21 protein-coding genes are annotated in these 23,458 nt (G+C 69.7%); 5 read left to right on the forward strand and 16 right to left on the reverse strand.

Translation table 11 applies throughout. The features are described from left to right. Positions 1–48 precede the first annotated feature (48 nt). The 7 genes from ED92_RS00375 to ED92_RS00405 form a co-directional block, all read right to left on the reverse strand. Positions 49–1,053 carry an N-acetylglucosamine kinase gene (locus ED92_RS00375; RefSeq protein ID WP_037332006.1) on the reverse strand — a complete coding sequence of 335 codons (1,005 nt, stop codon included), beginning with the start codon at positions 1,051–1,053 and terminating at the stop codon, positions 49–51. Beyond that, a complete protein-coding gene (locus ED92_RS00380) occupies positions 1,038–2,303 on the reverse strand; it encodes a 6-phospho-beta-glucosidase (protein ID WP_037332007.1) in 1,266 nt (421 codons plus the stop codon). The genes ED92_RS00375 and ED92_RS00380 overlap by 16 nt, the downstream gene beginning before the upstream one ends. Beyond that, positions 2,300–3,193, reverse strand: coding sequence for a carbohydrate ABC transporter permease (locus ED92_RS00385; RefSeq protein WP_037332009.1), 894 nt, complete (start codon positions 3,191–3,193; stop codon positions 2,300–2,302). Before ED92_RS00385 ends, ED92_RS00380 begins: the two co-directional genes overlap by 4 nt. Beyond that, the gene (locus tag ED92_RS00390; protein ID WP_037332010.1) at positions 3,190–4,179 is read right to left on the reverse strand and encodes a carbohydrate ABC transporter permease; all 990 of its coding nucleotides are present in this window, start codon (positions 4,177–4,179) and stop codon (positions 3,190–3,192) included. The genes ED92_RS00385 and ED92_RS00390 overlap by 4 nt, the downstream gene beginning before the upstream one ends. 4 nt (positions 4,180–4,183) lie before the next feature. After that, positions 4,184–5,566 carry an extracellular solute-binding protein gene (locus tag ED92_RS00395; protein WP_037332011.1) on the reverse strand — a complete coding sequence of 461 codons (1,383 nt, stop codon included), beginning with the start codon at positions 5,564–5,566 and terminating at the stop codon, positions 4,184–4,186. A 10-nt stretch (positions 5,567–5,576) separates the two neighbouring features. After that, on the reverse strand, positions 5,577–6,827 hold the full coding sequence (locus tag ED92_RS00400; protein WP_037332012.1) for an ROK family transcriptional regulator: 1,251 nt from the start codon (positions 6,825–6,827) through the stop codon (positions 5,577–5,579). 277 nt (positions 6,828–7,104) lie between these two features. Next, positions 7,105–7,350, reverse strand: coding sequence for a hypothetical protein (locus tag ED92_RS00405; RefSeq protein ID WP_016331544.1), 246 nt, complete (start codon positions 7,348–7,350; stop codon positions 7,105–7,107). A gap of 140 nt (positions 7,351–7,490) precedes the next feature. Between ED92_RS00405 and ED92_RS00410 the strand changes: the two genes are divergently transcribed. Together ED92_RS00410 and ED92_RS00415 are read left to right on the forward strand one after the other, a co-directional pair. After that, positions 7,491–7,868 carry a TetR/AcrR family transcriptional regulator gene (locus ED92_RS00410; protein WP_052120191.1) on the forward strand — a complete coding sequence of 126 codons (378 nt, stop codon included), beginning with the start codon at positions 7,491–7,493 and terminating at the stop codon, positions 7,866–7,868. Further along, positions 7,865–8,221 carry a hypothetical protein gene (locus tag ED92_RS00415; protein WP_037332014.1) on the forward strand — a complete coding sequence of 119 codons (357 nt, stop codon included), beginning with the start codon at positions 7,865–7,867 and terminating at the stop codon, positions 8,219–8,221. The genes ED92_RS00410 and ED92_RS00415 overlap by 4 nt, the downstream gene beginning before the upstream one ends. Positions 8,222–8,322: 101 nt before the next feature. Here ED92_RS00415 and nudC read toward each other — a convergent pair whose 3' ends face one another. From nudC to ED92_RS00440, 5 genes are read right to left on the reverse strand one after another with little or no spacing between them, the layout of a single operon-like run. Then, a complete protein-coding gene (nudC, locus tag ED92_RS00420; RefSeq protein ID WP_037332016.1) occupies positions 8,323–9,336 on the reverse strand; it encodes an NAD(+) diphosphatase in 1,014 nt (337 codons plus the stop codon). Beyond that, positions 9,336–10,712, reverse strand: a complete 1,377-nt coding sequence (locus ED92_RS00425) for a pitrilysin family protein (RefSeq protein ID WP_037332017.1) — start codon at positions 10,710–10,712, stop codon at positions 9,336–9,338. Before ED92_RS00425 ends, nudC begins: the two co-directional genes overlap by 1 nt. After that, on the reverse strand, positions 10,709–12,028 hold the full coding sequence (locus tag ED92_RS00430; protein ID WP_037332018.1) for a pitrilysin family protein: 1,320 nt from the start codon (positions 12,026–12,028) through the stop codon (positions 10,709–10,711). Before ED92_RS00430 ends, ED92_RS00425 begins: the two co-directional genes overlap by 4 nt. 21 nt (positions 12,029–12,049) lie before the next feature. Further along, the gene (locus ED92_RS00435) at positions 12,050–13,636 is read right to left on the reverse strand and encodes a DUF2207 domain-containing protein (RefSeq protein WP_152610852.1); all 1,587 of its coding nucleotides are present in this window, start codon (positions 13,634–13,636) and stop codon (positions 12,050–12,052) included. Positions 13,637–13,670: 34 nt separating this feature from the next. Beyond that, positions 13,671–15,440, reverse strand: coding sequence for a DUF2207 domain-containing protein (locus ED92_RS00440; protein WP_235213167.1), 1,770 nt, complete (start codon positions 15,438–15,440; stop codon positions 13,671–13,673). A 268-nt stretch (positions 15,441–15,708) separates the two neighbouring features. Between ED92_RS00440 and ED92_RS00445 the strand changes: the two genes are divergently transcribed. Beyond that, positions 15,709–16,971 (forward strand): neutral zinc metallopeptidase, encoded by a 1,263-nt coding sequence (locus tag ED92_RS00445; RefSeq protein ID WP_052120193.1) that lies wholly within the window; start codon positions 15,709–15,711, stop codon positions 16,969–16,971. Between the two features lie 298 nt (positions 16,972–17,269). Here the strand turns inward: ED92_RS00445 and ED92_RS00450 are convergent, their stop codons facing one another. Next, a complete protein-coding gene (locus tag ED92_RS00450; RefSeq protein ID WP_037332022.1) occupies positions 17,270–18,151 on the reverse strand; it encodes an RDD family protein in 882 nt (293 codons plus the stop codon). Between the two features lie 61 nt (positions 18,152–18,212). Between ED92_RS00450 and ED92_RS00455 the strand changes: the two genes are divergently transcribed. Then, positions 18,213–19,220, forward strand: a complete 1,008-nt coding sequence (locus tag ED92_RS00455; protein ID WP_037332025.1) for a stage II sporulation protein M — start codon at positions 18,213–18,215, stop codon at positions 19,218–19,220. Between the two features lie 17 nt (positions 19,221–19,237). Further along, positions 19,238–20,311 (forward strand): hypothetical protein, encoded by a 1,074-nt coding sequence (locus ED92_RS00460; protein ID WP_037332026.1) that lies wholly within the window; start codon positions 19,238–19,240, stop codon positions 20,309–20,311. A gap of 17 nt (positions 20,312–20,328) precedes the next feature. On the opposite strand, the gene ED92_RS00465 is transcribed toward ED92_RS00460, so the two are convergent. The 3 genes from ED92_RS00465 to ED92_RS00475 all read right to left on the reverse strand — a co-directional run bounded on the left by ED92_RS00465 (position 20,329) and on the right by ED92_RS00475 (position 23,449). After that, complete coding sequence (locus tag ED92_RS00465; RefSeq protein WP_037332028.1) at positions 20,329–21,111, reverse strand: hypothetical protein; 783 nt, start codon at positions 21,109–21,111, stop codon at positions 20,329–20,331. A gap of 92 nt (positions 21,112–21,203) precedes the next feature. Then, positions 21,204–22,490: a DUF58 domain-containing protein gene (locus ED92_RS00470; protein WP_037332030.1), complete on the reverse strand. Its 1,287-nt coding sequence runs from the start codon at positions 22,488–22,490 to the stop codon at positions 21,204–21,206. Then, positions 22,490–23,449 carry a MoxR family ATPase gene (locus ED92_RS00475; RefSeq protein WP_073847551.1) on the reverse strand — a complete coding sequence of 320 codons (960 nt, stop codon included), beginning with the start codon at positions 23,447–23,449 and terminating at the stop codon, positions 22,490–22,492. Before ED92_RS00475 ends, ED92_RS00470 begins: the two co-directional genes overlap by 1 nt. Positions 23,450–23,458 lie beyond the last annotated feature (9 nt).

The following is a 23,458-nucleotide window of genomic DNA, read 5'->3' on the forward strand; positions in this document are numbered from 1 at the left end:
GGCCTCCTTCCCTATGCTCAAGGTAGGGAAGGAGGCCTTCACGGACTTTCAGACCCGTTTGGTCGCGGCCTTCAGAGAGGCCTTCGCGGAAGCAGAAGCGCCGATGGTGTCCAGCGCGAACAGCGCCGCACCGACCACGGGCGCCACGTCGACCACCTGGATCGACGCCCGCGGCGCCACTTTCAGGCACCGCCGCTCGATTTCCGCGATCACCTGCGCGCCGACCCCGGTCAGCACTCCCCCGCCGAGGACGACTTCGGGTGCCTCCTCGGTGAGTTCGAGCCGCCGCAGGATGACCGAGACCAGCAGCGCGACCTCTTCGACGAACCGGTCGACCACGTCCTGCGCCACCTCGTCGCCGTCCGCCGCGACGGCGAACAGCAGCGGGCACAGGCCGTGGATCGAATCGGAGTGCAGATCCTGGAAATGCAGGCGCTGCACCACGTCCAGCACGGACGACGCCTTGAAATGCGCGGTGACAGCAGCTTGCAGAGCCGTACCCGGGCCGCGGCCGTCCTCGGCGCGGACGGCCCACCACAGCGCCTCCTCGCCGAGCCGGTAGCCGCCGCCCCAGTCACCGGAGATCTTGCCCAGCGCGGGAAACCGGTGTTCACGGCCGTCGGCGCTGACGCCGGCACCGTTGATCCCGGCACCGCACACCACCGCCACGCCCGTCCCGTCGGAACTGCCCGCACGCAGCAGCGCGAGCGTGTCGTTGCCGACGATCAGGGTGTCGCTCCAGCCGCGTGCCGCCAGCGCGGCGTGCAGGATCTCTTCCTCCCGCGGGAAATCCAGCCCCGCGAGATAGGCCGACGTATGTGTCGCGAAAGGACGTTCGTCGGGAAGCCCTGCCCCGCGAAGGGCTTCCAGGACCAGCTTCTCCAACGCTTGGACGCTGCCGTCGACCCCGATGTTCTGCGGGGAAGCACCCGGTCCTCGCGATTGCCCGAGCACCCGTCCGTCCCGCGAGACGATCAGGACGTCGGTCTTGCTGTTGCCGCCGTCGATCGCGACGACGACGTCCTGTGAGCCGGCCGTCATGCCCCCGCCCACGGCAGGAACTCACGATTGATCTGCACCAGCGAGTCGGCGAGCCGATCCGCCTTGGTGTACTGGCCGACCAGCGGATGCGCGAGCAACGCGTCGGCCACCCGGTCCCGGCCGCCCTTGATCGCCGCCTCCAGCGCGAGATGCTCGTAGGCGGTCACCCCGGCGATGAGCCCGGCGAACCGCTGCTCCACGGGCGGCTGCGCGATCGGGCGCGGACCCTTTCCGTCCACAAGGGACGGCACCTCGATGACGGCGTCGTCCGGCAGGAAGTCGAAAGTGCCTTCGTTGCGGACGTTGACGACGTGCTCTTCGGCGGGGCCACCCGAGGTGAGCGCGTGCACGAGCTGCACCGCGGCCTCGGAATAGTAGGCGCCGCCCCGCTTTTCCAGCTGCTCCGGTTTGGTCACCACCTCCGGGTCGAGGTACACCTTGAGCAGCTCCTCCTCGACGTCGCTCACGACGTCCGCGCGCGGCCGCTCGGTGCGCTGCTTCGCGACCTGCTCGTCGTGCCCGTAGTAGTACTTCAGGTAGTACGACGGCACGACGTTCATCCGCCGCATCCACTCGACGGGCGCGGTGACGTGCTCGCCGAGGAATTCCGCGTGCTCCGCCAGCAGTTCCGGCAGGCGGTCTTCGCCGTTGACGAGCACCTTCCGTTCCCAGCTCAGGTGGTTCAGTCCGGTGTGGACGAGTTTGACGTCGTCGATCCCGGCACCGAGCAGATGCGCGAAGGTGCGCTGGAGGTGGATCGCGACGTTGCAGAGGCCGACGGCGCGGTGGCCCTCGTTCAGCAGCGCCCGCGTGACGATGCCGACGGGGTTGGTGAAGTTGACGATCCACGTGTCGTCCCCGGCGATCTTGCGGACCCGGTCGGCGATGTCGAGTACCACCGGCACGGTGCGCAGCGCCTTCGCGAGGCCGCCCGCGCCCGTGGTCTCCTGTCCGACACAGCCGCAGGCGTGCGGGAACGTCTCGTCCCCGCGGCGGGCGCGCTGCCCGCCGACCCGCAACTGGATCAGCACCGCCGACGCGCCGTCGACGCCCTCTTCGAGGCTCGACGTGGTGCGGACCCGCGCCGGATGCCCGGCGTGGCCCAGCAACCGGTTGCTGAAGTCCCCGACCGCCTCCACCCGGTACGTGTCCGGATCGATCAGCACGATCTCGTCGACGTCCAAAGTGGACCGCCGTCCGGCGATCCCGTCGATCAGCTCGGGCGTGTAAGTGGACCCACCACCGACGACTGCCAGTTTCATCCCTTGACCCCTGTGAATGTGATGCCCTTGACGAAGGACTTCTGCGCGAACACGAACAGCACGATCACCGGCAGCATGATCAGCGCGGTGGCCGCCATGGTGAGATTCCATTCCACGTGGTGCATCCCGCGGAACGACGCGATCGCCAGCGAGAGCGGCCAGCTGTCGCGGGTCTCACCGGTGTAGAGCAGCGGACCGAAGTAGTCGTTCCAGGTGAACAGGAAGCAGAACATCGCGGTGGCCGCGATCCCCGGCTTCGCCATCGGGATCAGCACCTTGACCATCGCCTGGAACTCGTTGCAGCCGTCGATCTTCGCGGCTTCGAGGTAGTCCTTCGGAATGGTGAGGAAGAACTGCCGCAGCAGGAAGATCGAGAACGCGTCGAAGAAGAAGTACGGCACGATCAGCGGAACCAGGGTCCCGGTGAACCCGAGCCGCACCCACAGGTCGTACAACGGGACGACGGTGACCTGCGGGGGCAGCATCATCGCGGCCATGGTCAGCATGAAGAACAGGTTCTGCCCGCGGAACTTCAGCTTCGAAAGCGCGTACGCCGCCGGGATCGCCGAAACGAGCGCCCCGAAGGTGGCCAGCGTCGAATACAGGATGCTGTTGCCGAAATACTGCAGCAGCGGCGCCTTTTCGAACACCTCGATGAAGTTCTCGAAGTGCCATTCCTTCGGCCAGAAGTTCGACGAAAGCGCCTGATCACTGGACATCACCGCGGTGAGGAACACGAACAGGATGGGCAGCATGAAGATCACGCCCATCGCGATGCCCACGCTGTGCGTCGCGATCCAGTACAGCTTCTTGTCCCATTGGCGCCGCACCCGCACCTTCGGCGGTTCGGATGCCGGGGCGGTGTGCCGGGGCTCGGCCAGTGTGGTCATCCGCCCTCCTCCTGATGCTGGGTCTTGCGCAGCTGCCGGACCAGGATCCAGGTGAACCCGGCCGAGACGATGAACAGCAGGACCGCCATCGCCGCCGCGTAACCCATGTTGAAGTACCGGAAACCCTGGACGTACAGCCAAACCGGATAGGTCAGCGTCGAATTCTGTGGTGCGCCGATGAATCTCGTGTTGCCCGCGACGTCGGCCGCGCCCGCGGCGGCCGATCCCGCGACGATCGCCTGCGTGAAGAACTGCAACGCGAAGATCATCGAGTTGACGATGCCGAACAGCAGCACCGGCGAGATCGACGGGAGCGTGACGTGCCAGAACCGGCGGACCGGCCCGGCGCCGTCGAGTTCGGCGGCCTCGTACTGTTCCTGCGGCACGTCGAGCAGCGCCGCCAGGATGATGATCATCAGCTCGCCCGAACCCCACATCACCAGCAGGGTCAGCGCGGGCTTCGACATCGCCGGATCGTTGAACCACAGGCCGCCGTCGATGCCGACCGCCCGCAGGAACGCGTTGACCGGGCCGTATTCCGGGTTGAACAGGAACACGAACGCCAGGGTCGCCGCGGCGGGCGGGGCCAGCGAGGGCAGGTAGCAGAGCGTCCGCACCAGGCCGACGCCCGACTTCAGCCGCGAGATGATCGACGCCACGCCGAGCGAGAACACGACCCGGCAGAACGTCAGCACGATCACCAGCCACAACGTGTTGTACGCGGCGGTGCCGACCAGCGCTTCGCTGGTGAACATGCGGATGTAGTTGTCGAAGCCGATGAACTCGGGCGCGTTGATCAGGTCGTAGCGGGTGAACGAGTAGTACACCGTGGCGATCAGCGGGTACCCGAAGAAGATCAGGAACCCGAGGGTCGCCGGTGCGATGAAGTAGAAGACGGTGCGACGGCGGCGCGCTGCGTTCCCCTTCCGCGTCCGGGTGGACGCGGAAGGGGAGGCGACCGCCCTGGAATCCAGGGTCGAAGTCATGCGATCAGCCGCCGGCGCGTTTCTGGGCCAGCTCGTCGTTGATCTGAGCGTCGACCTGCTTGAGTCCCGCGATCATGTCGGGGACGTTGCCCGCCTGCCACTTCTCCGCGAAGTCGTTGACGGCCTTGAGGTGCGCGTCACCGATCGGGGTCGACGGGTTGGGCATGAGCTTTCCGCCGTTGTACAGATCGAGGAACGTCTTGAACTCCGGCGTGACCTCGAGCTTCGGGTCGGTCAGCGCGGCCTTGGTGCTCGGGACGTTCTTCAGGCCGTTCGACAGGTCGACCAGCGTCGAGGTGTCGAGGGTGACCTGCTTGATCAGTTCCCAAGCCGCGCCGGGGTTCTTGGCGCCCTTGGGGATCGCGATGATCGTGCCCGTGGTGAACGCGCCGCCGTACCGGTCCGGCTTGCTGTCGAGCACCGGCGGGGCCGCGGTGCCGAACTTGAGCTCCGGCGCCTGGTCCTTGATGAACGCGGTGCGGTACTCGCCGTCGATCATCATCGCGAGCTTGCCGCGCTGGAAACCGTGGTCCGCCGAGTACTCCTCGCCGAGACCGGCCTTGAACTGCTCGACCTTGGCGTGCCCGCCGTAGAAGTCCACGAGCTGCTTCTGGAAGTCGAACATCGCCTTCCACTCGGGGCTGTCGGCGAGGTGCGACTGGCCGTCGGGGCCGATGTAGGTCGCGCCGAAGTTCGGGGCCCAGTACTGCGCCATGTTGGCGTAGAACGGCATCGACGGCAGGAAACCGGCGACCTTGATGGAGCCGTCCGGGTTGAACTCGGTCAGCTTCTTGGTGGCCTCGAACAGTTCCGAGGTCGTCTTCGGCGGTGACGTGATGCCCTTCGCCGCGAACATGTCCTTGTTGTAGTAGAAGCCGTAGACGTCGGCGAGCAGCGGCATGGCGCAGCGCTTGCCCTGGTATTCGGTGTAGCTGCGGACGGCGTCCGGGATCTGGTTCAGATCGATCTTGTCGCGGTCGATGTAGGGCTTGAGATCCTGGAAGCTGCCCGTCGAGCACCACGCGCCGAGGTTGTCGGTGAAGAACGAGATCGCCACGTCCGGCGGGTTGCCACCGCGGATGGACTGGGTGATCTTGTCGTCGTCCTGCTGGCCTTCGTGCTTGATCTCGATGTTCGGGAACTTCGCCTTGAGCTTGTTGAGCCCGGCGGTGACCACGTTGTACTCACGGTCGGTGAACTTGCTGTAGACGGTCAGCGTGAGCTTCGCGTCCGCGGCCGGGGCGGCCGCCGCGTCGCCCGACCCGCCGTTCGGGCCGCTTGCGGCGCCCGAACAGGCGGACACCAGCGCGGCGACGGTGACCGCGCCGAGCACTATCGAGCCGCGCCAACGGCGGCCGCTTCTCCGAACCTGGGTCGTGGAACTCATGACCCTCCTCCTAGTTGGTTGGGGCGGGAGACGGTGGTTCTGTTCGTGAATCCGGGATAGCCACGATCGGGTTCGGCTCTCCCGCCCCGGACCGTCTCGGCCCGAGGAGCGAAGGGGTGTTGACGCCGAAGACGTCCCTGCGCACGGTGGCGAGCGCCGACTGGAGGGCGCCCGCGCGGACCGCGTTGCCCTGCACCGAAGCGACCCCGACGGGGGTGCGGGGCAAGACCAGTTCGTGCAGCCTTTTCGCGACCAGCGCGGCGAATTCGTCACCACCGGCCCGGCTGGTGTCACCGGAAAGCAGCACGAGTTCGGGGTCGACGACTGCGATCAGGCTGGCCGCTCCGCCCGCGACACGGCGGGCGAGGTCGTCGAGGAAGGCTTCGTTGCCGTTTTCGCGGGCTTTCGCGACGGCGTCCGCGCCGGTCTCGGCCTCGAAGCCGTGCGCGGCGGCCAGCTCGACGACGGCCGGCGACGCGACGAGGTCGCCGAAACGATCTCCCTCGCGGGTCTTCTTCTTCGCCGTGGCAACGGAAACCGGATCGGGGACACGCATCCAGTCGATCTCGCCACCACCGCCGGTCGCGCCGCGCAACAGCCTGCGGCCGACCACCACCGCACCGCCGACGCCGTCGCTGAGCCAGATCATCACGAAGTCGTCGAGCCCGACGGCCTGGCCGACCGTCATCTCCACGATCGCGACGAGGTTGACGTCGTTCTCGATGGTGACCTCGACGCCGAGCTCCCGGCTGAGCCTGCTCGGCACGTCGAACCCGAGCCAGCCGGGGATGTGCGGCGCGGAGGAGAGCAGACCGGTGCGCGGGTCGAACGCGCCCTGCGCGCCGATGACGACGTGGCGGAGATCGGTGGCGGCGAGCCCGGCGCTGTTCGCGACGTGGGTGAGCGCCGCGCCGAAAGTGCCGACGACGTCCGCGCCCTCGTGGACCGGCAGCGGGACCTGGTACTCGGCGAGCACCGCGCCCGTGACGTCGGAAACGACGAAGTCGGCCGTCTGCGGGGTCAGGTCCACGGCCGCGACGTAGGCGACGCCGCCGTTGACCTGCCAGAGCTGCGCCCTCGGACCACGGCCGCCACCGCGGACACCGGCCTTGGTGACGACGTCGTCTTGTTCGAGACGGGTGAGCAGCTGCGCCGTCGCGGGCTTGGACAGGCCGATCGCGACTTCGAGCTCGGAGCGCGTCAGCGGGCCCTCCCTGAGGAGGACCTCGATGGCCGCGCGATCGTTGATCTCGCGCAGCATTCGCGGACTGCCGGCTCGCACTGGAGTTCACTCCCGACTTCGTTAGGAAACTTTACAGACGGTTTCCGGGGACTGTAGTGAGCCGAGCCACAGCCGTCAACGGGGTCGGGAAACGGGGAGGTAACGCTTGCCGTGTGCCGCACAGCGGGTATACGTACCGGCGCGGAGGGTGGCCGTTCGAGCGGACCTGCCTGGTGAGTGGTCCGCACCAGACGACGAAGGGCCGCTCAGGAGGTTCGAGGCCTCCCGGGCGGCCCTTCGGCGACGCGGCGGTGGATCAGAAGTTGGGCTGCACGTACAGGTCGTACACCCAGGGGAACGTGGGCGAGGGATAGCACATCCACCCGTTCCAGTCCCCGGCGATCTGGCCATGGTGACCGGTGATTCCGCAGTCCTCCTGGCTGTACGAACCGAAGTACTCGTAGTCCGAGGCCTGCGCCGCTCCCGCGGTCACGGCGCTGATCGAGGCGAAGGCCGCGACAGCGGCTCCGGCGACGGCGAACCGCCGCAAGGTGTTCTTCATGGTTTCCCCAGTGTCCTAACTCGATGGTCCTGAAAACGGACAGCAGGAGAATAGCGGGCACGAAGCCGCCTTGAGGGCGAATCACCAACATTCGCCACGAGTTCTTGACTGGTCATTCTTGAATGACTATTCTCAAACTCATGGCCCGACCACGCCAGTTCGACGAGACGACAGCGATCGAAGCCGCGGCGGCGGTTTTCCGGCAGCGGGGATACAACGCGACTTCGGTCGATCACCTCGTCGAGGCGACAGGAGTTCACCGGGGAAGCCTGTACGGCGCGTTCGGCAGCAAGCACGGCTTGTTCGCCCGGGTGCTGGAACACGTCACCGCGGACCGCGACGAGCAGCTCGACATCCTGCTGGTCGCGCTGCTCGAACTGGCGCCCACCGACGAGCGGCTGCGCGCCCGTGCCCGGGCCGTCATCCAGGACCTCGGGACGACGCCCGACCAGCTGGGACGACGGCTGCTGGCCCGCGCCCGCGTGCGGGCCATCGACGACGAAGGAGAAAAGGCATGAGCAACAACCGGGTCACCATCAGCGGCGACCGGCTCGTGGTCGAACCCGTGGGGATCGACAAGGTCTGGTCGTTCACCCGGCGGCTCGAAATCCCGCTCGCCCACGTACGCGGCGCGACCCACGATCCGGGGATGCGCGACGAGCCGAAGGGCTGGCGCGGACCGGGTCTCCGGATCCCCGGCAAACTCTCCGGCACCTTTCACGCCGACGGCGACCGGCAGTTCTGGAACGTCTCCGGGTTCGACCGCACGGTCGTCATCACCCTCGACGAGGCCGAGGACTTCAACCGGCTCGTGCTCACGGTCGACGATCCCGACGAGATCGTCACGGCCGTCAACAACGCGATCGCGTGAGCACGTGAAGGCCTCCTTGAGGGACCCAGAGTCCCTCAAGGAGGCCTTCACGGAACGAGTCGGAAAAGTGGTAGCAAAGGTCCCTTGCTACCCGTCGGCTGTCAGACCCCGGCCCAGGCCGCCAGCATCACCCGCGCGATCGACGAGTTCCCCGGCAGCACCAGCTGCCGCGTCCCGCCGGCGATCGGGGTCGGCACGGCGCCCGCGTTCCGCAGCTGACTGTTCGCGAAAGCGGCCCGCACCTCCTCGCGCGAAACCCAGAACGCCTCTTCGATCTCGCCCTCGGCGGGCACGATCGTCGAAGAGATGTCCGCCCGCGCGGTGAAGCCGAGCATGATCGACCGCGGGAACGGCCACGGCTGGCTACCGAGATACCGCACGTCGCGCACCTCGACGCCGACCTCTTCGCGGATCTCCCGCTCGACACAGCCTTCGAGCGACTCCCCCGCCTCGACGAAACCGGCGAGGATCGAGTACCGGTCCGGCGGCCAGATCGGCTGCCGGGCCAGCAGGACGTGTTCGCCGTTGACACCGGCGTCGTCGTGCACGAGACAGATCACGGCCGGGTCGGTGCGCGGGTACTCCTCCCGGCCGCAGCCGGTGCATTTGCTCGCCCAGCCCAGCTGGATCAGCTCGGTCGGGCTTCCGCAGCGCGTGCAGAACTTCGCCTGCCGCCGCCAGGCCTGCAGCGCCTGCGCGGTGGTGAACAGCCCGGCCGACGTGTCGTCGAGCAGGTCGCCGTAGCCACGCAGGTCGACCCAGATCTCACCTTCGTGCCGGGCGACCTGTTCCACGACGCCCCAGCTGCCCGCCATCTCGACGGTCTCTGTCTCGCCGGCGGGGCGGCCGGGCATCGACCAGTAGTCGGTGCCCTGCCACTCCCCCAGGAAGACCGCCTCGGCGGGCGGCTCGGTGCCGAACTCCTGCGACTTGCGGGTCGCGAGACTGCCGGAACCCTCCACCACCGGGGTGCGCGCGTGCTCGTCGAGCAGCACGATCCGGGCGTTCGGCCAGCGCTCGGCGAGCCTGTCCGGGTTGGTGCGCAAGGATTCCTGACGGTCCGCCGTGGAGCGCGAAAGCGTCGGGAGCGCCCCTAACCCGAACGGCGTCTCCATCAGGAGGGCTCCCCGACGGTCACGTCGCCGAGCGCCGTCAGCTTCGGCGCGAGGACGTCCGCGTCGCCGACGACGACACCGGTGAACCGCTTGGGCGCGAAGAACTCCAGCGCGGCGTTCGCGACGTCTTCGGCGGTGACGGCGGCGAGACGCTCCGGATGCCCGGCGAGCCATTCGACGCCCAGCCCGGTCGCGGCGAGCGCGGACAGCTGAGCGGCCAGGCCGCCTTGCGACGACGCGGCCGTGACCAGCGAACCGATCGCGTACTGGCGCACCGACTCGACCTCTTCGGCGGTCGGCGGCACGAGACCGAGCCTGGCCAGCTCGTACCGCGTCTCCATGAGCGCGGCGGCGGTCGCGTCGGTCGCGGTGTCCGCGTCGACGTTCACCACGGCGGTCTGGTCGGTGAACTCGAATCCGGAGTGCGCGCTGTAGGTGTAACCCTTGTCCTCACGGATGTTCTCGACCAGCCGCGAGGAGAAGTACCCGCCGTAGACGAGGTTCGCCAGCTGCAGCGCCGGATACCGCGGGTCCGTACGCGATACGGTCTGCGCGGACAGCCGGATCTGCGACTGCACGGCACCGGCCCGCGGCACCAGCAGGACATTGCCGCCGACGAGGTCGGGCAGCGGGGGCAGGCGGACGGCGGAACGGTCCGAAGCCCAGCCGCCGAACGCCTTCTCCAGGTCGCCGATGACGGTCTCGGGGTCGATGTCGCCGACGATCACCAGCACGGATCCCCGCGGCAGCACCGAAGCCCGGTGCAGCGCGCGAACCTGCTCGGGCGTCACGACGGCAACGTCTTCGGCCTGCGGGACCTCGCGCACGGCGGGGTGGTCGCCGTAGCGGTGCTTCTGCAGCGCCTCACGGGCGATCGTCCTCGGCTGCGTGCGGGACACGGCGATCCGCTCGATGAGCCGCTCGCGTTCCCGCTCGACCTCGGCGTCCGCGTACGACGCACCGGTGAGCGCGTCGGCGAGGACGTCGAGCATCGTCGGGAGGCCGTCGGCCAGCGAGGTGCCGGTGACGACGAGGCGCTCCGGGTCGACGCCGGAGGCGAGGTCACCGCCGATCAGCGCCAGATCCGCGTCGATCTCGATGCGGTCGCGCCGGGCGGTGCCGGTCAGCAGGGTTTCGGCCAGTACCTCGGCGGTGGCCGGGTGCAGCTTGTCCTCACCGGCGAACGGGATCCAGACGCGCAGCTCGACCAGCGGCACGGTGGGCTTGCGGACGGCGAGCACCCGCAGGCCGTTGCTCAGCGTGGTGTCCACATGGGACAGATCCGCGGCGGCGCGCTGCGTCCCCAGCGACGGGACCGGACGCGGCCCGGCGGCCGTGCGGCCGATCTCCTCGGCGGTGCGGTGCGGTGCGCTCACTGCTCGGAACCTTCCTGATCGGAATCAGCCTGCTCGGAATCGGCGCTGCCGGGGCGGACGACGAGGACGGCCCGCGAGTCCGGCCGCAGCGCCTTCGCCGCCGCCGAAACGGCTTCCGCGGTGACCGCCGACATCTTCTCGGCGAGCCGGTACACCAGCGACGCGTCGCCGTAGAGCAGCTCGAACGAGCCGAGCGCCAGCGTGCGGGACACCAGTTTGTCGTGCTCGGAGTGCAGGCTCGCGGCCCAGCGCGCGGTGACCTTCTTGAGTTCCTGGTCCTCCGGCGGCGTGGCCGCCAGCTTCTCCAGTTCCTCGTCCAGCGCGGCGAGGACCTGGTCGGTGCTCACCTCGTGCGGGTGGATCGCGGTGATGGTGAACGTGTCCGGATCGCGCGCCTCGAACGGGCCGAAGAGCCCGGCGCCCGCGCCGATGTCGACGACCAGCGGCTCGCGGTGCACCAGCCGCTGCTGCAGCCGGGAGCCGTCGCCGTCGGTCAGCACGCCGGCGAGCACGAGGTTCGCCAGGTAGCCGTCGAGGTCGTTGATCGGGTCCGGCATGCGGTAGCCGACGCCGACCGCGGGCAGCGGGGCGTGCGGGTCCACGTGCTCGCCGCGCAGCTCGCCCTCCGGGGCGGGCTCGGCGAACGACGGACGCTGCGGCGCGGGCCGGTGCGGAACGTCGCCGAAGTGCTTCTCGATCAGCTCGCGGGCCTCGTCGACGGTGAAGTCACCGGCGACGGTCAGCACCGCGTTCGCGGGCGAGTAGTAGGTGTCGAAGAAGGCCGCGCAGTCGTCCAAGGTGGCCTGTTCGAGATCCTCGAAACCGCCGTAACCGTTGTGCGCGTTGGGGAACGTGGAGTACAGCACCGGCGGGAGCAGGATCCACGGGAACCCGCCGTACGGCCGGTTCAGCACGTTGAGGCGGATCTCCTCCTTGACCACGTCGATCTGGTTGGCCAGGTTCTCCTGCGTCAGCTTCGGCGCCCGCATCCTGTCCGCTTCGAGGAACAGGGCGCGCTCGAGAGCCGCCGCGGGGAGGACCTCGAAGTAGTCCGTGTAGTCCGGATGGGTGGAGCCGTTGAAGCTGCCACCACTCGACTGGACGTACCGGAAGTGCGCGAGCTTCTCCAAGCTCTCGCTCCCCTGGAACATCAAATGCTCGAAGAGGTGCGCGAAACCGGTGCGCCCTTCGGGCTCGGAACGGAAGCCCACGTCGTAGTGGACGCTGACACCCACCACCGGAGCGGTCGCGTCGGGCGCGAGCACCACGCGCAGACCGTTGTCGAGGGTGAATCGGACAAGCTCGGGATCGGCCATGCGCACCACCCTACGGGCTACTCAGGCCTCCAGGCGACGACCCTGGCGGGTCGCGGCGAAGGTTCCCACCAGTGCGGCGGTGAAGTCGCTCACCCGCGCGATCGGGACCTCGCCGTCGTCTTCCTTGCCGTACCAGTAGATCTTGGGCGGACCCTTCAGTTCGGCGAATCCGGCGACCCACCGTTCTTGTTCGCCGAGAGCGAGCGCGTACGGCAGCGCCCGGGAAAGGAGCACCTCGCGTTCGAGCTTCGGAACGTCCTTCGCCTTGGTCGCCAGCAGCGCCTCGCGGACGCCGAGCAGCCGCCGGTGCAGCACGACGCCGGCGCCGGTGCGCACCGGCAGCCACCGGGCGGCGACGGCGAGTACCGCGCCCGCGGCGATGACGATCAGCCCGAGCTGGGCGTAGCCGACGGTCAAGGCCAGCAGGACGGTGAGGAACAGGCCGTAGAGGCAGATCCGCAGGCCGACGCGGGTCAGCCTGCCCGGCAGACGCGAATACCAGCGGCGCTCGACGACGCTGTCGTCCAGCGCCTCCCGCACCGATTCGACGCCGATCCGCGCGGCCTGGATCTCCGACAACCGCACCGACTCGCTTTCGCCGGGCAGGAGGAGGTCGAACACGGCGCGTTCGTAGTCGGTCAGCTGCTCGTCCGGCGGATTGCGGCGGACGAGCCGCCAGGTGGTCAGCTCGCCGGGCTCCTCGCTCACCCAGAGGTAGTTCCGGACGGCGAGGTCGACGACCGTCGCGGCCAGGTCGACGGCGTCGGCGCGGCCCGAGAGGACGGTCCCGACCTGTCCGGGGAGCACGCCATCGGGTGACGAGAACGCCTTCCCGGTGAGCAAGCGGACCGGGAGCGCATCGCCCGGGTGCCTGTCTCGCCTTCGCAGGAGGGCCAGGCCGACGGCGGCCGCGATCAGCACGAGGGCGAAGCCACCCCAGGCCCAGCCGACCGGGGCAGTGAGCACGAACGCCCCGGCGAAGGTCTTCGACGGCTCCAGCCGCGCGTTCGCCGGGACGGTGCCGCCGGGCAGTTCGACGGAGATCTCCATCCGCTGCCCCGGCGCGAGGTTCTGCTGGCTGAACCGGGTCAGCCCGGAATGCGCGATCTGGGCGGTCGCGCAGTGCGCGCGCGACCCCTCGGGCCCGGCGTAACAGGAGACCGCGTTCGGGATGGCCGGCGCGGCGAAGCTCGCCCGCACGAGTTCGAGCCGGGCGTCCCAGCCGCCCGCGAGCTGCCAGCTCACCCGGGTCAGGCCGTCGGCTTCGGCGACCGCACCGTCCACTGTGTACCGGACGATCGAGGTGCCGCCCTTGAGCTTGACGGTGAACTCGTCATCGGTCAGCTCGGCGTTGCCCGCCCCCTCGATGACGACGTCCCGGATGCCGATGATCCGGTCGCGGTCGCGCGGGGCGGCCGTGCGGAGCGGGATCCGGCGGGTCATCGTCGCCTCGCTCGGCACGGACACCGCCTCGACGACCGTGAGCGCGCCGTCGCGTTCCACCTTGAGCGAGATCTCCGCGCTGTTCGGCAGTGCGGGCAGTTGCGGTTCGCTCTGCGCCCCCGCCGGTGCCGCACCCAGCACCAGCAGGAGAAGCACCGGCAACAGCACGCATTTAGTCCTCTGAATGCGGTACTTCACCTCAGGCGGGAACCGGTTCCGGACGCAGCGAACGCAGATGCCCGGATTCGGCGAGCAGACCGTCCAAAGCGGACAGGAACGACGGCAGATGCGCGGCGAACCGGCGCAGATCCCGATCGCCTTCGAGGCCGCCGAACCAGTACAGCCCGGCCGAACCGTCCGCCGACGGGTCGAGCCCCTCGAACGTCCGGAGCCAGTGCTCGGTGTCGCCGAGCACAATGGCGTACGGCAGCGACCGGGAGAACACCATTTCCCGGTCCCCCAAAGGAATGTCGGCGACCTTGACGGTGTGCAGGTATTCGAGCAGCCCGCGTACCTGGCCGACCAGGCGCCTGCCGCGCGTCGTCCTCGGCGGCACCCACGAGGCGCCCAGCAGCGTCGCGACCCCGGCGAGCGCGACCGCGACACCGAGCAGCGCGTGGCCCGCCGTGAAGGTCAGGACGACGGTGGCCACGAGACCGAGCGCGATCAGCCCGATACCCGCCCACGTGAGTTTGCTCTTGCCCTTGTCCGGGCGCCGCGAGAACCAGCCCTTGCGCACGACATCGGCGTACATCGCCTCGCCCGCGACGCGGAGATCGACGGTGCCGCGGCCGCGGAGTTCCGACAGCAGCACGGAATCGGTGCCCTCGGGCAGGAGCGCGGTGTAGATCTCGCGCTCGAAGGCGGCGAGGTGCTCGTCCGGCGCGTTGCGGCGCGCGATCTGCCAGTCGACCGTGCCGGCACCACGGACTTCGGCGATCCACAGGTAGTTGCGGACCGCGAGGTCGACCACCGTTCCGCTGACGTCCACGACGTCGACCGTCTCGTCGACGACCGTCCCGACCTGTCCGGGCAGGACACCGTCGGGCGAGGCGAAGGAGACCCGATCGCCCTCCCGCATGAGGACGTCGACCGGGCCGGTGCCCGCGGCGAGCGCGCCCCGGTCACGGCGGCGCAGCAGCCAGACGGCGAGCGCGCCGAGGATCAGGAACAGGGCCAGCGCCCCGAATCCGATACCGGCGAGGGTGGTGAGGGCGAAGGCGCCGCCGACCGAGGCGATCTGCTCGAACCGCGCGTTCGCGGGCACCGTGCCCGCCGGCAGCTGGACGGCGAGGTCGACCCGTTCGCCCGGCGCGAGCTTGTCCTGCTCGATGCGGACGACGCCGCTGTGGTCGGTCTCCGCGAGCGAACACTGCCGGTCCGAGCCGAGCGGTCCGGCGAAACAGTCCACTGTGGGCGTTTCGCGCGTCGGCGCGCTGAACGAAGCGGACACCCGGGACAGTTCGCCGTCCCAGCCGCTCGCGACCTGCCAGCGCACCTGCTGCGCGCCGTTGACGTCCGCGACCGCACCGTCCACTTTGTACTTGAGAGTGGCCGCGCCGCCGTCGAAGGTGGCGACCAGCTGTTCGCCGTTCGGCTCCGTCTTGCCCGCGCCCTCGACCGAGACGTCACGGATCGCGTACACGCGGTCCTGCTCTTCACCCGCGGGAACCTTCAACGGGATCCGGCGCACCAGGTGCTGTCCACCCGGGACGGTCACCTGCTCGGTGATCGACAGCGAACCGTCGCGTTCCACCTTCACCGCGACGTTCGCGGACGCTCCGCTCGGTGGCTGGAGCAGGCCGAGCTGGCCGCGCGCGCCCAGCGGCGGCGGCTTCGGCAGCTGTGGCGCGTTGGTCAGCGAAGGGCCCGCTCCGGGCGCCTCCGGAACGTTCGTATCCGACGGCGGGGCCATCAAGGCCGAGCTCGCCGCGACGGCCACGACCGCCGTCCCCCATTTCGTCAACACAGCCACACACTCTAGGGCAGCCGATCTATGCTGACCGCCGAAACGCCGAATCCGCCACCTGGGCGAACGGCGTTGCCGAACCGCATGGGGGATCCACTCGATGAACCAGCAGCCGCCCGGCCCGCCTGATCCGCGGCGCCGGCCGACTCCGCCACCGCCACGGCAGCCACCCCGGCCGCCGCAGGGTGGCCGACCGCTTCCGCCACAGGGCGGACGACCACTCCCGCCGCCGGGAGCGCGTCCGCTTCCACCGCGCGGGGGCCCGCCGATGCCGCCGCCGAACCGGCCGGGTCCCGTCCCGCCGGGTCGTCCGCCGATTTCCCGGCCGACGCCGGTTCCGCCGCCGTTCCGGCCGGGTCCGCCGAGCGGTGGCATGCCGCTGCCCCCGCCGGGCGCGGCGCCGCTGCCGCCGCCGCAGATCGGCGCGCCGGTCCCGTTCCGGCCCGGTGCCGTCGGCCCGCCGCAGCTTCCGTACGGCCCGCGTTTCGCTCAGCCCGCTTTCGCGCCCTACGGCGGATACCAAGCCAAGAAGTCGAACGGCGGGGTGATCGCGGCGGTCGCGATCGTCGCCGTGATGGCGGTCATGGGCGGGCTGCTCATGGTGATCACCATCGCGAACGGCAAGTCGAAACACGTCGCGGACGTCGGCTACTCCAGCTATCCGACAACCTCCACTTCGGACTACACGACGACCAGCGATACAGCTTCGTCGACGACGACGGCCACCAGTTCGCGTGACTCGACCGGCACACGCGAGACGTCGACCGGCTCGACCCGGGAGACGTCCGCCAGCCGCGCCCCGTCCGGCCCGCAACCGCACCACAAGCTGGCGGACAACCCGCTGTGGCTCGACGACGAAGTCGGCCTGCCGAACCAGCCGTGCAACCTCTCGCGCTGGGCGAACAACCCGGACGCGGCGGCGGCATTCTTCGAAAGCGCGCGGCCGTGCCTGGACAGCGTCTGGCAGCAGGTCATGAACTACACGAAACTGCCGTTCCGGGTCCCGACCGTGAAGTACCCGTCCGGCAAGAACTGGTCGAGCCCGTGCGGTGACGCCAGCGGCGGCTCGGTGGCGGCGTTCTACTGCTCACAGAACGAGACGCTGTACATGCCCTACGAAGGCCTTCAGGTGCCTCAGTACGGCAACCGGCCCGGGGTCTATCTGGCGGTCTTCGCCCACGAGTACGCGCATCACATCCAGGCGCTTTCGGGGATCTCGGAGGCCTACTGGGACGCACGGTACGAAGCGGGCACCGACTCGGCGGCGGGCCTGGAGATGTCGCGGCGCAACGAGCTTTCGGCGCAGTGTCTCTCCGGGACGTTCCTGGGTTCGACGGTGGGGCGCGGCGGGTCGGTCGATCAGGCGATGTACCGCGACGCCTGGCAGACACAGGACCGCGGCGACCACAACGGCGGCCCGCGCGACCACGGTTCCGACGCGCACGCCGTCTCGTGGTGGCAGCACGGCGCCCAGAAGAACCGGATGTTCCAGTGCAACACGTGGGCGGCGAAGTCGGCCGACGTCTCCTGATTCGCGACTGTCCGTGAAGGCGTGCGGCGGCGGGTTCGCGTGATCAGCGGGACGACACGCGTGACCGGACGGACGACACGCGTGACTAGGCGGACGACACAAGGCGGCACCCCGGCCGCGCGAGTGTCGTCCGTCTGGCCACGTGTGTCGTCCGTCTGATCACACGTGCCGTCCACTCAGTCACGCGCGAGTGCCGGCCTGGGCCGCGTGGGTCGTGAGTGGCGATTGTCGTTCTAACCCTCTTTACCACTCACGACTCACCGCGAAGCCGGACTTAAAGGCACAAAGCGGGCGCCGGTCAGCTCGGTGGTGCGAAGGGGTTTTCCGGGGCCGGTTCCGCGGGCGGCTGCGGCTGGGCGACCGGGGCGGGGGCGGCAGGCTGCGGATAGGACCGCACGACAGGCGGCCCGTACTGGACCGCCGGCTGCAGCTTCGCCTGATCCCGCTGCCGCCGCTCGGCCAGCACCGCCGACAGGTACGCCCAGGACGGCACCCCCGGCGGCACCGGCGTCCCGATCGCCGCCGCGACCTGCTGCGCGAGCCCGTACCCGAGCGCTTCGGCCGCTTCGGGCCGAAGCTCGCTCGTGCGGCTCAGGTACTGACGGACGGCCAGCGCAAGATCGTTCGGCAGCCGGGTCAGGTCCAGCTGCGAAGCCCAGTACGCCAGCTGCGGCGGCATCCCGACGTACGGCGTCCGCGCCGCGGGCATGCGTTCCCGGATCACCAGCGTGCCGGCGAGGTAGTCACCGACGCGGCGGCCGTTGGGCGACAGCAGCGACGTGACCACCGCCACGACGCCGAGCATGCCCAGCGCCCAGAAGTCGATGAAGAAGCCGGCGAGCCCGCGGACCAGCGCGTGCCGGAACCGCACCGGGCCGCCGTCGGTGCGGACCACCCGCAGGCCGAGCGCCATCTTCCCGAGCGTGCGGCCGCGGCTCAGTGTCTCGCAGATCACCGGGTAGCCGACCATGATCAGCACAAGGGTCACCAGGAACAGCGTCAGTGCCAGCGCCTCGTCGCCGAAGACGGCGACCTGGCTGAGCACCAGCATCGCGACGACCAGGGCGATCAGCTGGAGGGCGACGTCGAGCATCATGGCGAGCCCGCGGCTGGCCAGTTTCGCCGCGCGCACGTCCAGGACGACGGCCTCGCCGGTGACGAGTTCGGACTCTTGTTCCACCCGGCAAGCGTAGTGACGAATAGGCTGGGCGACCAAGGACGATCGCCGGGAGGGCTCCGAGTTGGACGTGGACGTGTTCGTCGCCGCGCACCAGGCCGAATGGAACCGGCTGCGCGACCTCGTCGGCCGCGCCGGGAAGCTCAGCGGCCCGGACGCCGACGAGCTGGTGACGCTGTACCAGCGCGTCGCGACGCATCTTTCGATCATCCGCTCGGTCGCGCCCGACCCGGTGCTCGTGGCGCAGTTGTCCGGCCTCGTCGCGAAGGCGCGCTCGGCCGTCACCGGTTCGCACAGTCCCGCCTGGCGCGAGGTCGGCCTGTTCTTCACCCATCGGTTCCCGGCGGCGCTGTACCTGAGCCGTCGCTGGTGGCTGGCGTCGGCGGCGGCGTCGATCGCGGTGATGGCGATCGCGGCGGTGTGGATCGCCGGCGATCCGCAGGTGCTCGCGTCGCTGGCGTCGCCAGAGGAGTTCAAGGACCTGACCGCGCCGGGCGGGAAGTACGAGACGTACTACTCGTCCGACCCCGCGGGCTCCTTCGCCGCGCGCGTCTGGACCAACAACGCCTGGGTGGCCGCGACCTGTCTGTTCCTCGGCGTGGTGCTGGGCGTCCCGGTGATCTACGCGCTCTGGGCGAACTCCCTGAACCTCGCGATCGGCGCGGCGCTGATGTCGTCGGCCGGACGGCTCGACGTGTTCTTCGGGCTGATCCTGCCCCACGGCCTGCTGGAGCTGACCGCGGTCTTCGTCGCGGCCGGGACGGGGCTCAAACTCGGCTGGACGGTCATCGACCCGGGACGTCGTTCCCGGACGGCGGCGCTCGGCGAGCAAGGGCGGTCGGTCGTGGTGATGGCGCTGGGGCTCACCGTCGTGCTGCTGATCTCCGGCGTGATCGAAGGTTTCGTGACGCCGTCGGGCCTGCCGACCTGGGCGAGGATAGGAATCGGAGTAATCGCCGAGGTCGCTTTCTTACTTTACGTGTTCGTCGTCGGGCGTCGTGCCGCGAAAGCGGGCGAAGTGGGTGATGTCGACTGGCGATACGCTGGAGATTCTCGACCGGAAGCGGGCTGACCTGGTTAGCTCCTTTCATGGGGAGAAAACGGTTACGCGCCTTCGCGATCGTCGTCCTGTCCGTACTCGCCTCGACGCTCCTCGTCGGCGCGTCCCAGGCCCGGACCGTGTCCGCGCCGTCGGGCAAGCAGAACTGGGTGGTGAGCGTCGGCGGATTCCGGACCGACGCCGACCGCAATTACGTCCGCCTCGGCTATCTCGTGTTCAACCCGGCCGACAACACCGTCGCGCACAACTTCTGGACCTGGAGCCAGGCCGGTTTCCCCGTCCCGGTCGACAGCGGCGACGTCTACTACTGCGGTGACTGGGCGCCGGGTACCAATCCCCGCAACAACTGCCCGATCAAGACCGCGCCCGGTTTCACCGGCGCTCCGAACGGCCACTTCACCGGCACGTACGCCGAGAACTCCGGTCAGGTGGCCATCAACTGGACCAGCAGCACCGTCGACGGCACCACCACCGCCGTGAACCTCACGGAGACGTGGACGGTTTCGGAGACGCGGCCCGGTCTCGGGCGTCTGCAACTGGTGAGCGACAACTACTCGATCACCAGCGGCATCGCCTACGGCAGCAACGCCTCCCTCGCGCAGACCAGCAAGGCCCCGATGAGTTCGGTCCGCGCGACCCAGCGGTCGTACCTGCTCGAAGGGCAGGGCGTGAACCGCCGCGCGATCACGAACTGGACCCGCGGCGGCAGCGGCGCGCTCGGCGTCGGCCCGGGGTGGAACAAATGCGACGACGGCTCCTGCCTCGGGTACGTGCAGTACGACTCCGGATGCGACCCGTCCTCCTGCTGCCTCCCCGGCGCCGGATACGAGGCCTGCGCGAAGAAGATCATCGACACCGGTGACAGGCGGTTCTACTACCTGAGCGACGCTTTCGGCGGACGGCGCAACAGCTACGAGTTCTGGTGCGAATGCCTGTCCTACAACGGTTGCTACCTCGGCAACAGTCACGTCCGCCCGCTGCTGCAGGTGATCGACGACGCGGGCGCGTTCCAGGGCTGGGTCGGCGCCGAGGTCAGCCCGGACCGGAGCGGTTCACGGGATCCGTCGGGCGAGTACTACTCGAGTTTCGCGCTGGTGGCCTAGTCCCACCCGGCCGAAGCTCAACAGGTGCAGCTGCCCTCGAAGGTGATGCTGTTCCCGTCCTCCAGGCTCGCGCTGCCGGTGAACCGGATCTCGAACTCGCCCGGTTCGGTCAGCACGATTTTCGGGCTCGAAGCCGAACCGTCGGCGCCGGTCTTGGCCGTCGCCGTCTCGGCGCCGCCTTCGAAGACCAGGACGTTCTTCGGCCGTGCCGCGCGGACGAAGAAGTTCACCGGCACGTCCGCCGCGGGCTGGCCGTTCTCCCCGATCACGCGCACCACGAACGGCTGGCCGGGCGTCTTCGTGGACAGCCGCTGCCCGTTCCCCGACAGGATCGCGAGTGTCCGCACCCCCGCCGCCCAGGTGTTGGACAGCCCTGGCAGGGAACAGACCTCCTGGTACAGACGCGATCCGATGGCCGGCGCCTCCGCGGTCAGGCAGCGCGCGGTCGCCACGTTCGCCAGCAGCACGAGCCCCGGCAGCCCGGCGTTGCGGCGCCACTGCTGGAGACGGTCTTTGCCGTCGCACGCCACGAGTTTGACGCCGACCCCGTCGACCGGGCTGATCGCCGCCAAGCACTGTCCACTCGCGACATGCTTGTACGACAACGCCGCCTTGTCGTACACCCACTGCGCGTTGGCGTCCTTCGCGTCCGCGAGCGAGAGCTTGCCGTCGGCCGCGGCCAGGGAGACGGTTCCGCCCCCGTCTGCGAGATAGACGGGCTTCCCGGCGGGTTGTGCGGAAGCGGGTGACACGAGCAGCACCGCCGGAAGTACCGCGAAGAACAGCACGAGCTTGCGCAAACCTGGCCCCAATCGCGTCGGTCCGGATCTCCTTCCGAGCTAACCGCCCGCGACCCCGCCCGCCAACCGGCACCACCCCATCGGGTTCGGCGTCAAAGCCGTCCGGCCGCCTTCAGCGCGAGATACCGGTCCGCCAGCCGCGGCGGCAGATCCTCGGGCACGGCGTCGACGACCTCGACCCCGTGCCGCGCCAGCCGCGCGGTGACCTGGCGCCGTTCGGCCAGCACCCGCTCGGCCGCCGCCGCGTCGTAGACGGCTTCCGCGTCGCCACGGCCCGCCGCCATCTCGGCGACCCGCGGGTCCGCGACCGAAGCGATCATCAGCTGGTGCCGTGAGGTCAGCTTCGACAGCACCGGGAACAGGCCTTCTTCCAGCGGCGCCGCGTCCAGCCCGGTCAGGAGGACCACCAGTGCGCGCCGCCGGGTCCGCCGCAGCACCTCCGCGACCATGCCCCGCGCGTCGGTCTCGACCAGCGACGGTTCGAGCGGCGCCATCGCGTTCACCAAGGCGGGCAACAGATCCGTCGATCCCTGGACCGCCGCGTGGACCTGCCGGTCATACGCCAGCAGATCGACGCGGTCACCCGCCCGGGCGGCGAGCACGGCCAGCAGCAGGGCCGCGTCCATCGCCGCGTCGAGCCGCGGCGCGTCCCCGACCCGGCCCGCCGAAACGCGGCCGGTGTCGAGCACCAGCACCACGTGCCGGTCGCGTTCGGGGCGCCAGGTCCGCACCATGACATCGGACGCGCGCGCCGAAGCCCGCCAGTCGATCGACCGGACGTCGTCGCCGATCACGTACTCGCGCAACGAGTCGAATTCCGTGCCCTGGCCTCGGATCAGCACCGCGTTGCGGCCGTCGAGCTGCTGCAGCCGCGCCAGCCGCGACGGCAGATGCTTGCGGCTGTGGAACGGCGGCAGCACCCGCACGGTCCACGGCACGTCGTGCGAACCCTGCCGGGCGGCGAGCCCCAGCGGCCCGGTCGACCGGACGGTGACCCGGACCGCCGTCCGGTCGCCGCGCCGGGTCGGCAGAAGTCGTGTGGTCACGACACGGCGTTCGCCCGCGGGCAGGGTGAGGCGGTGCCGGTCGTCCGCGCCGGCGCTGGGCGGCCAGGCGTCGCGGAGCCACGCGCGCACCGGACGGCCGCCGGGATTGGCCACGGTCAGCGTGACCTCGCACTCCTCCCCCAGCCGCACGGACGTCGCGCCGGACCGCGCGAACTGAAGCCGTCGCACACTCCCGGCGAGCAGGAGATCCAGCACCACCGCCAGCAGCAGCACCGCCGCGGCCAGCCCGATCCCGGCCCACGAGGGCAGCAGGAATCCGACCACCGGCGCCGCGAGGAGCGCCAGCAGCCCGAGCCGCCCGGTGACGGCCATCAGCGCGGAACGGGCACGGACGCGAGGACGCGGTCCAGCACGCCGTCGGCGGTCGCGCCCTCGAGTTCGGCCTCGGGCCGCAGGTCGAGACGGTGCCGCAAAGCCGGCCGTGCCAAGGCTTTGACGTCGTCCGGGGTGGCGTAGTCACGGCCCGCGAGCCACGCCCACGCCCGCGTCGCCGCCAGCAGCGCGGTGGCGCCACGCGGGGAGACGCCGAGCCGCACGGACGGCATCGACCGCGTCGCCCGGCAGACATCGACGATGTAGGCGAGCACCTCGGGCCGCACGGTGACCCCGGCGACGGCGCGCCGCGCGGCGTCGAGCTGGGCGATCCCGGCGACCGGCGTGACCCCGGCCGCGCCGAGATCACGCGGGTCGAAACCCTGTGCGTGCCGGGAAAGGATGCCGAATTCGTCCTCGCGGGACGGCATCGGCATGGTCAGCTTCAGCAGGAACCGGTCCAGCTGGGCTTCCGGCAGCGGGTACGTGCCTTCGTATTCGACCGGGTTCTGCGTCGCGATGACGATGAACGGGTCGGGCAGCGGCCGCGTCTTGCCGTCGCTGGAGACCTGACGCTCTTCCATCGCCTCCAGCAGCGAAGACTGCGTTTTCGGCGGCGTGCGGTTGATCTCGTCGGCCAGCAACAGGTTCGTGAACACCGGGCCCTCGCGGAAGGAGAACTCGCCGCTGTGCGCGTCGTAGACGATCGAGCCGGTGATGTCGCCCGGCATGAGGTCCGGCGTGAACTGAACCCGCGTCGTCTCCAGGTCCAGCGCGGCCGCCAACGCCCGCACCAGCAACGTCTTCGCCACCCCGGGAACGCCTTCGAGCAGCACGTGTCCCCGGCACAGCAACGCGATGATGAGCCCGGTGACGGCCGCGTCGTTGCCCACCACGGCCTTTCCGACCTCGGCGCGCAGGGCGATCAGCGCCGCCCGTGCTTCGGCCGCACCGTCCATACCGGACTG

Origin of the sequence: Amycolatopsis sp. MJM2582 (genome assembly GCF_000754115.1) — a bacterium.
Taxonomy (GTDB): domain Bacteria; phylum Actinomycetota; class Actinomycetes; order Mycobacteriales; family Pseudonocardiaceae; genus Amycolatopsis; species Amycolatopsis japonica.

Coding starts and splice junctions, on each gene's coding strand:
- ED92_RS00380 (WP_037332007.1), bottom strand. CDS start 2,303: ATGAAACTGGCAGTCGTCGGTGGTGGGTCCACTTACACGCCCGAGCTG.
- ED92_RS00385 (WP_037332009.1), bottom strand. CDS start 3,193: ATGACCACACTGGCCGAGCCCCGGCACACCGCCCCGGCATCCGAACCG.
- ED92_RS00390 (WP_037332010.1), bottom strand. CDS start 4,179: ATGACTTCGACCCTGGATTCCAGGGCGGTCGCCTCCCCTTCCGCGTCC.
- ED92_RS00395 (WP_037332011.1), bottom strand. CDS start 5,566: ATGAGTTCCACGACCCAGGTTCGGAGAAGCGGCCGCCGTTGGCGCGGC.
- ED92_RS00400 (WP_037332012.1), bottom strand. CDS start 6,827: ATGCTGCGCGAGATCAACGATCGCGCGGCCATCGAGGTCCTCCTCAGG.
- ED92_RS00405 (WP_016331544.1), bottom strand. CDS start 7,350: ATGAAGAACACCTTGCGGCGGTTCGCCGTCGCCGGAGCCGCTGTCGCG.
- ED92_RS00410 (WP_052120191.1), top strand. CDS start 7,491: ATGGCCCGACCACGCCAGTTCGACGAGACGACAGCGATCGAAGCCGCG.
- ED92_RS00415 (WP_037332014.1), top strand. CDS start 7,865: ATGAGCAACAACCGGGTCACCATCAGCGGCGACCGGCTCGTGGTCGAA.
- nudC (WP_037332016.1), bottom strand. CDS start 9,336: ATGGAGACGCCGTTCGGGTTAGGGGCGCTCCCGACGCTTTCGCGCTCC.
- ED92_RS00430 (WP_037332018.1), bottom strand. CDS start 12,028: ATGGCCGATCCCGAGCTTGTCCGATTCACCCTCGACAACGGTCTGCGC.
- ED92_RS00445 (WP_052120193.1), top strand. CDS start 15,709: ATGCCGCCGCCGAACCGGCCGGGTCCCGTCCCGCCGGGTCGTCCGCCG.
- ED92_RS00460 (WP_037332026.1), top strand. CDS start 19,238: ATGGGGAGAAAACGGTTACGCGCCTTCGCGATCGTCGTCCTGTCCGTA.
- ED92_RS00470 (WP_037332030.1), bottom strand. CDS start 22,490: ATGGCCGTCACCGGGCGGCTCGGGCTGCTGGCGCTCCTCGCGGCGCCG.
- ED92_RS00475 (WP_073847551.1), bottom strand. CDS start 23,449: ATGGACGGTGCGGCCGAAGCACGGGCGGCGCTGATCGCCCTGCGCGCC.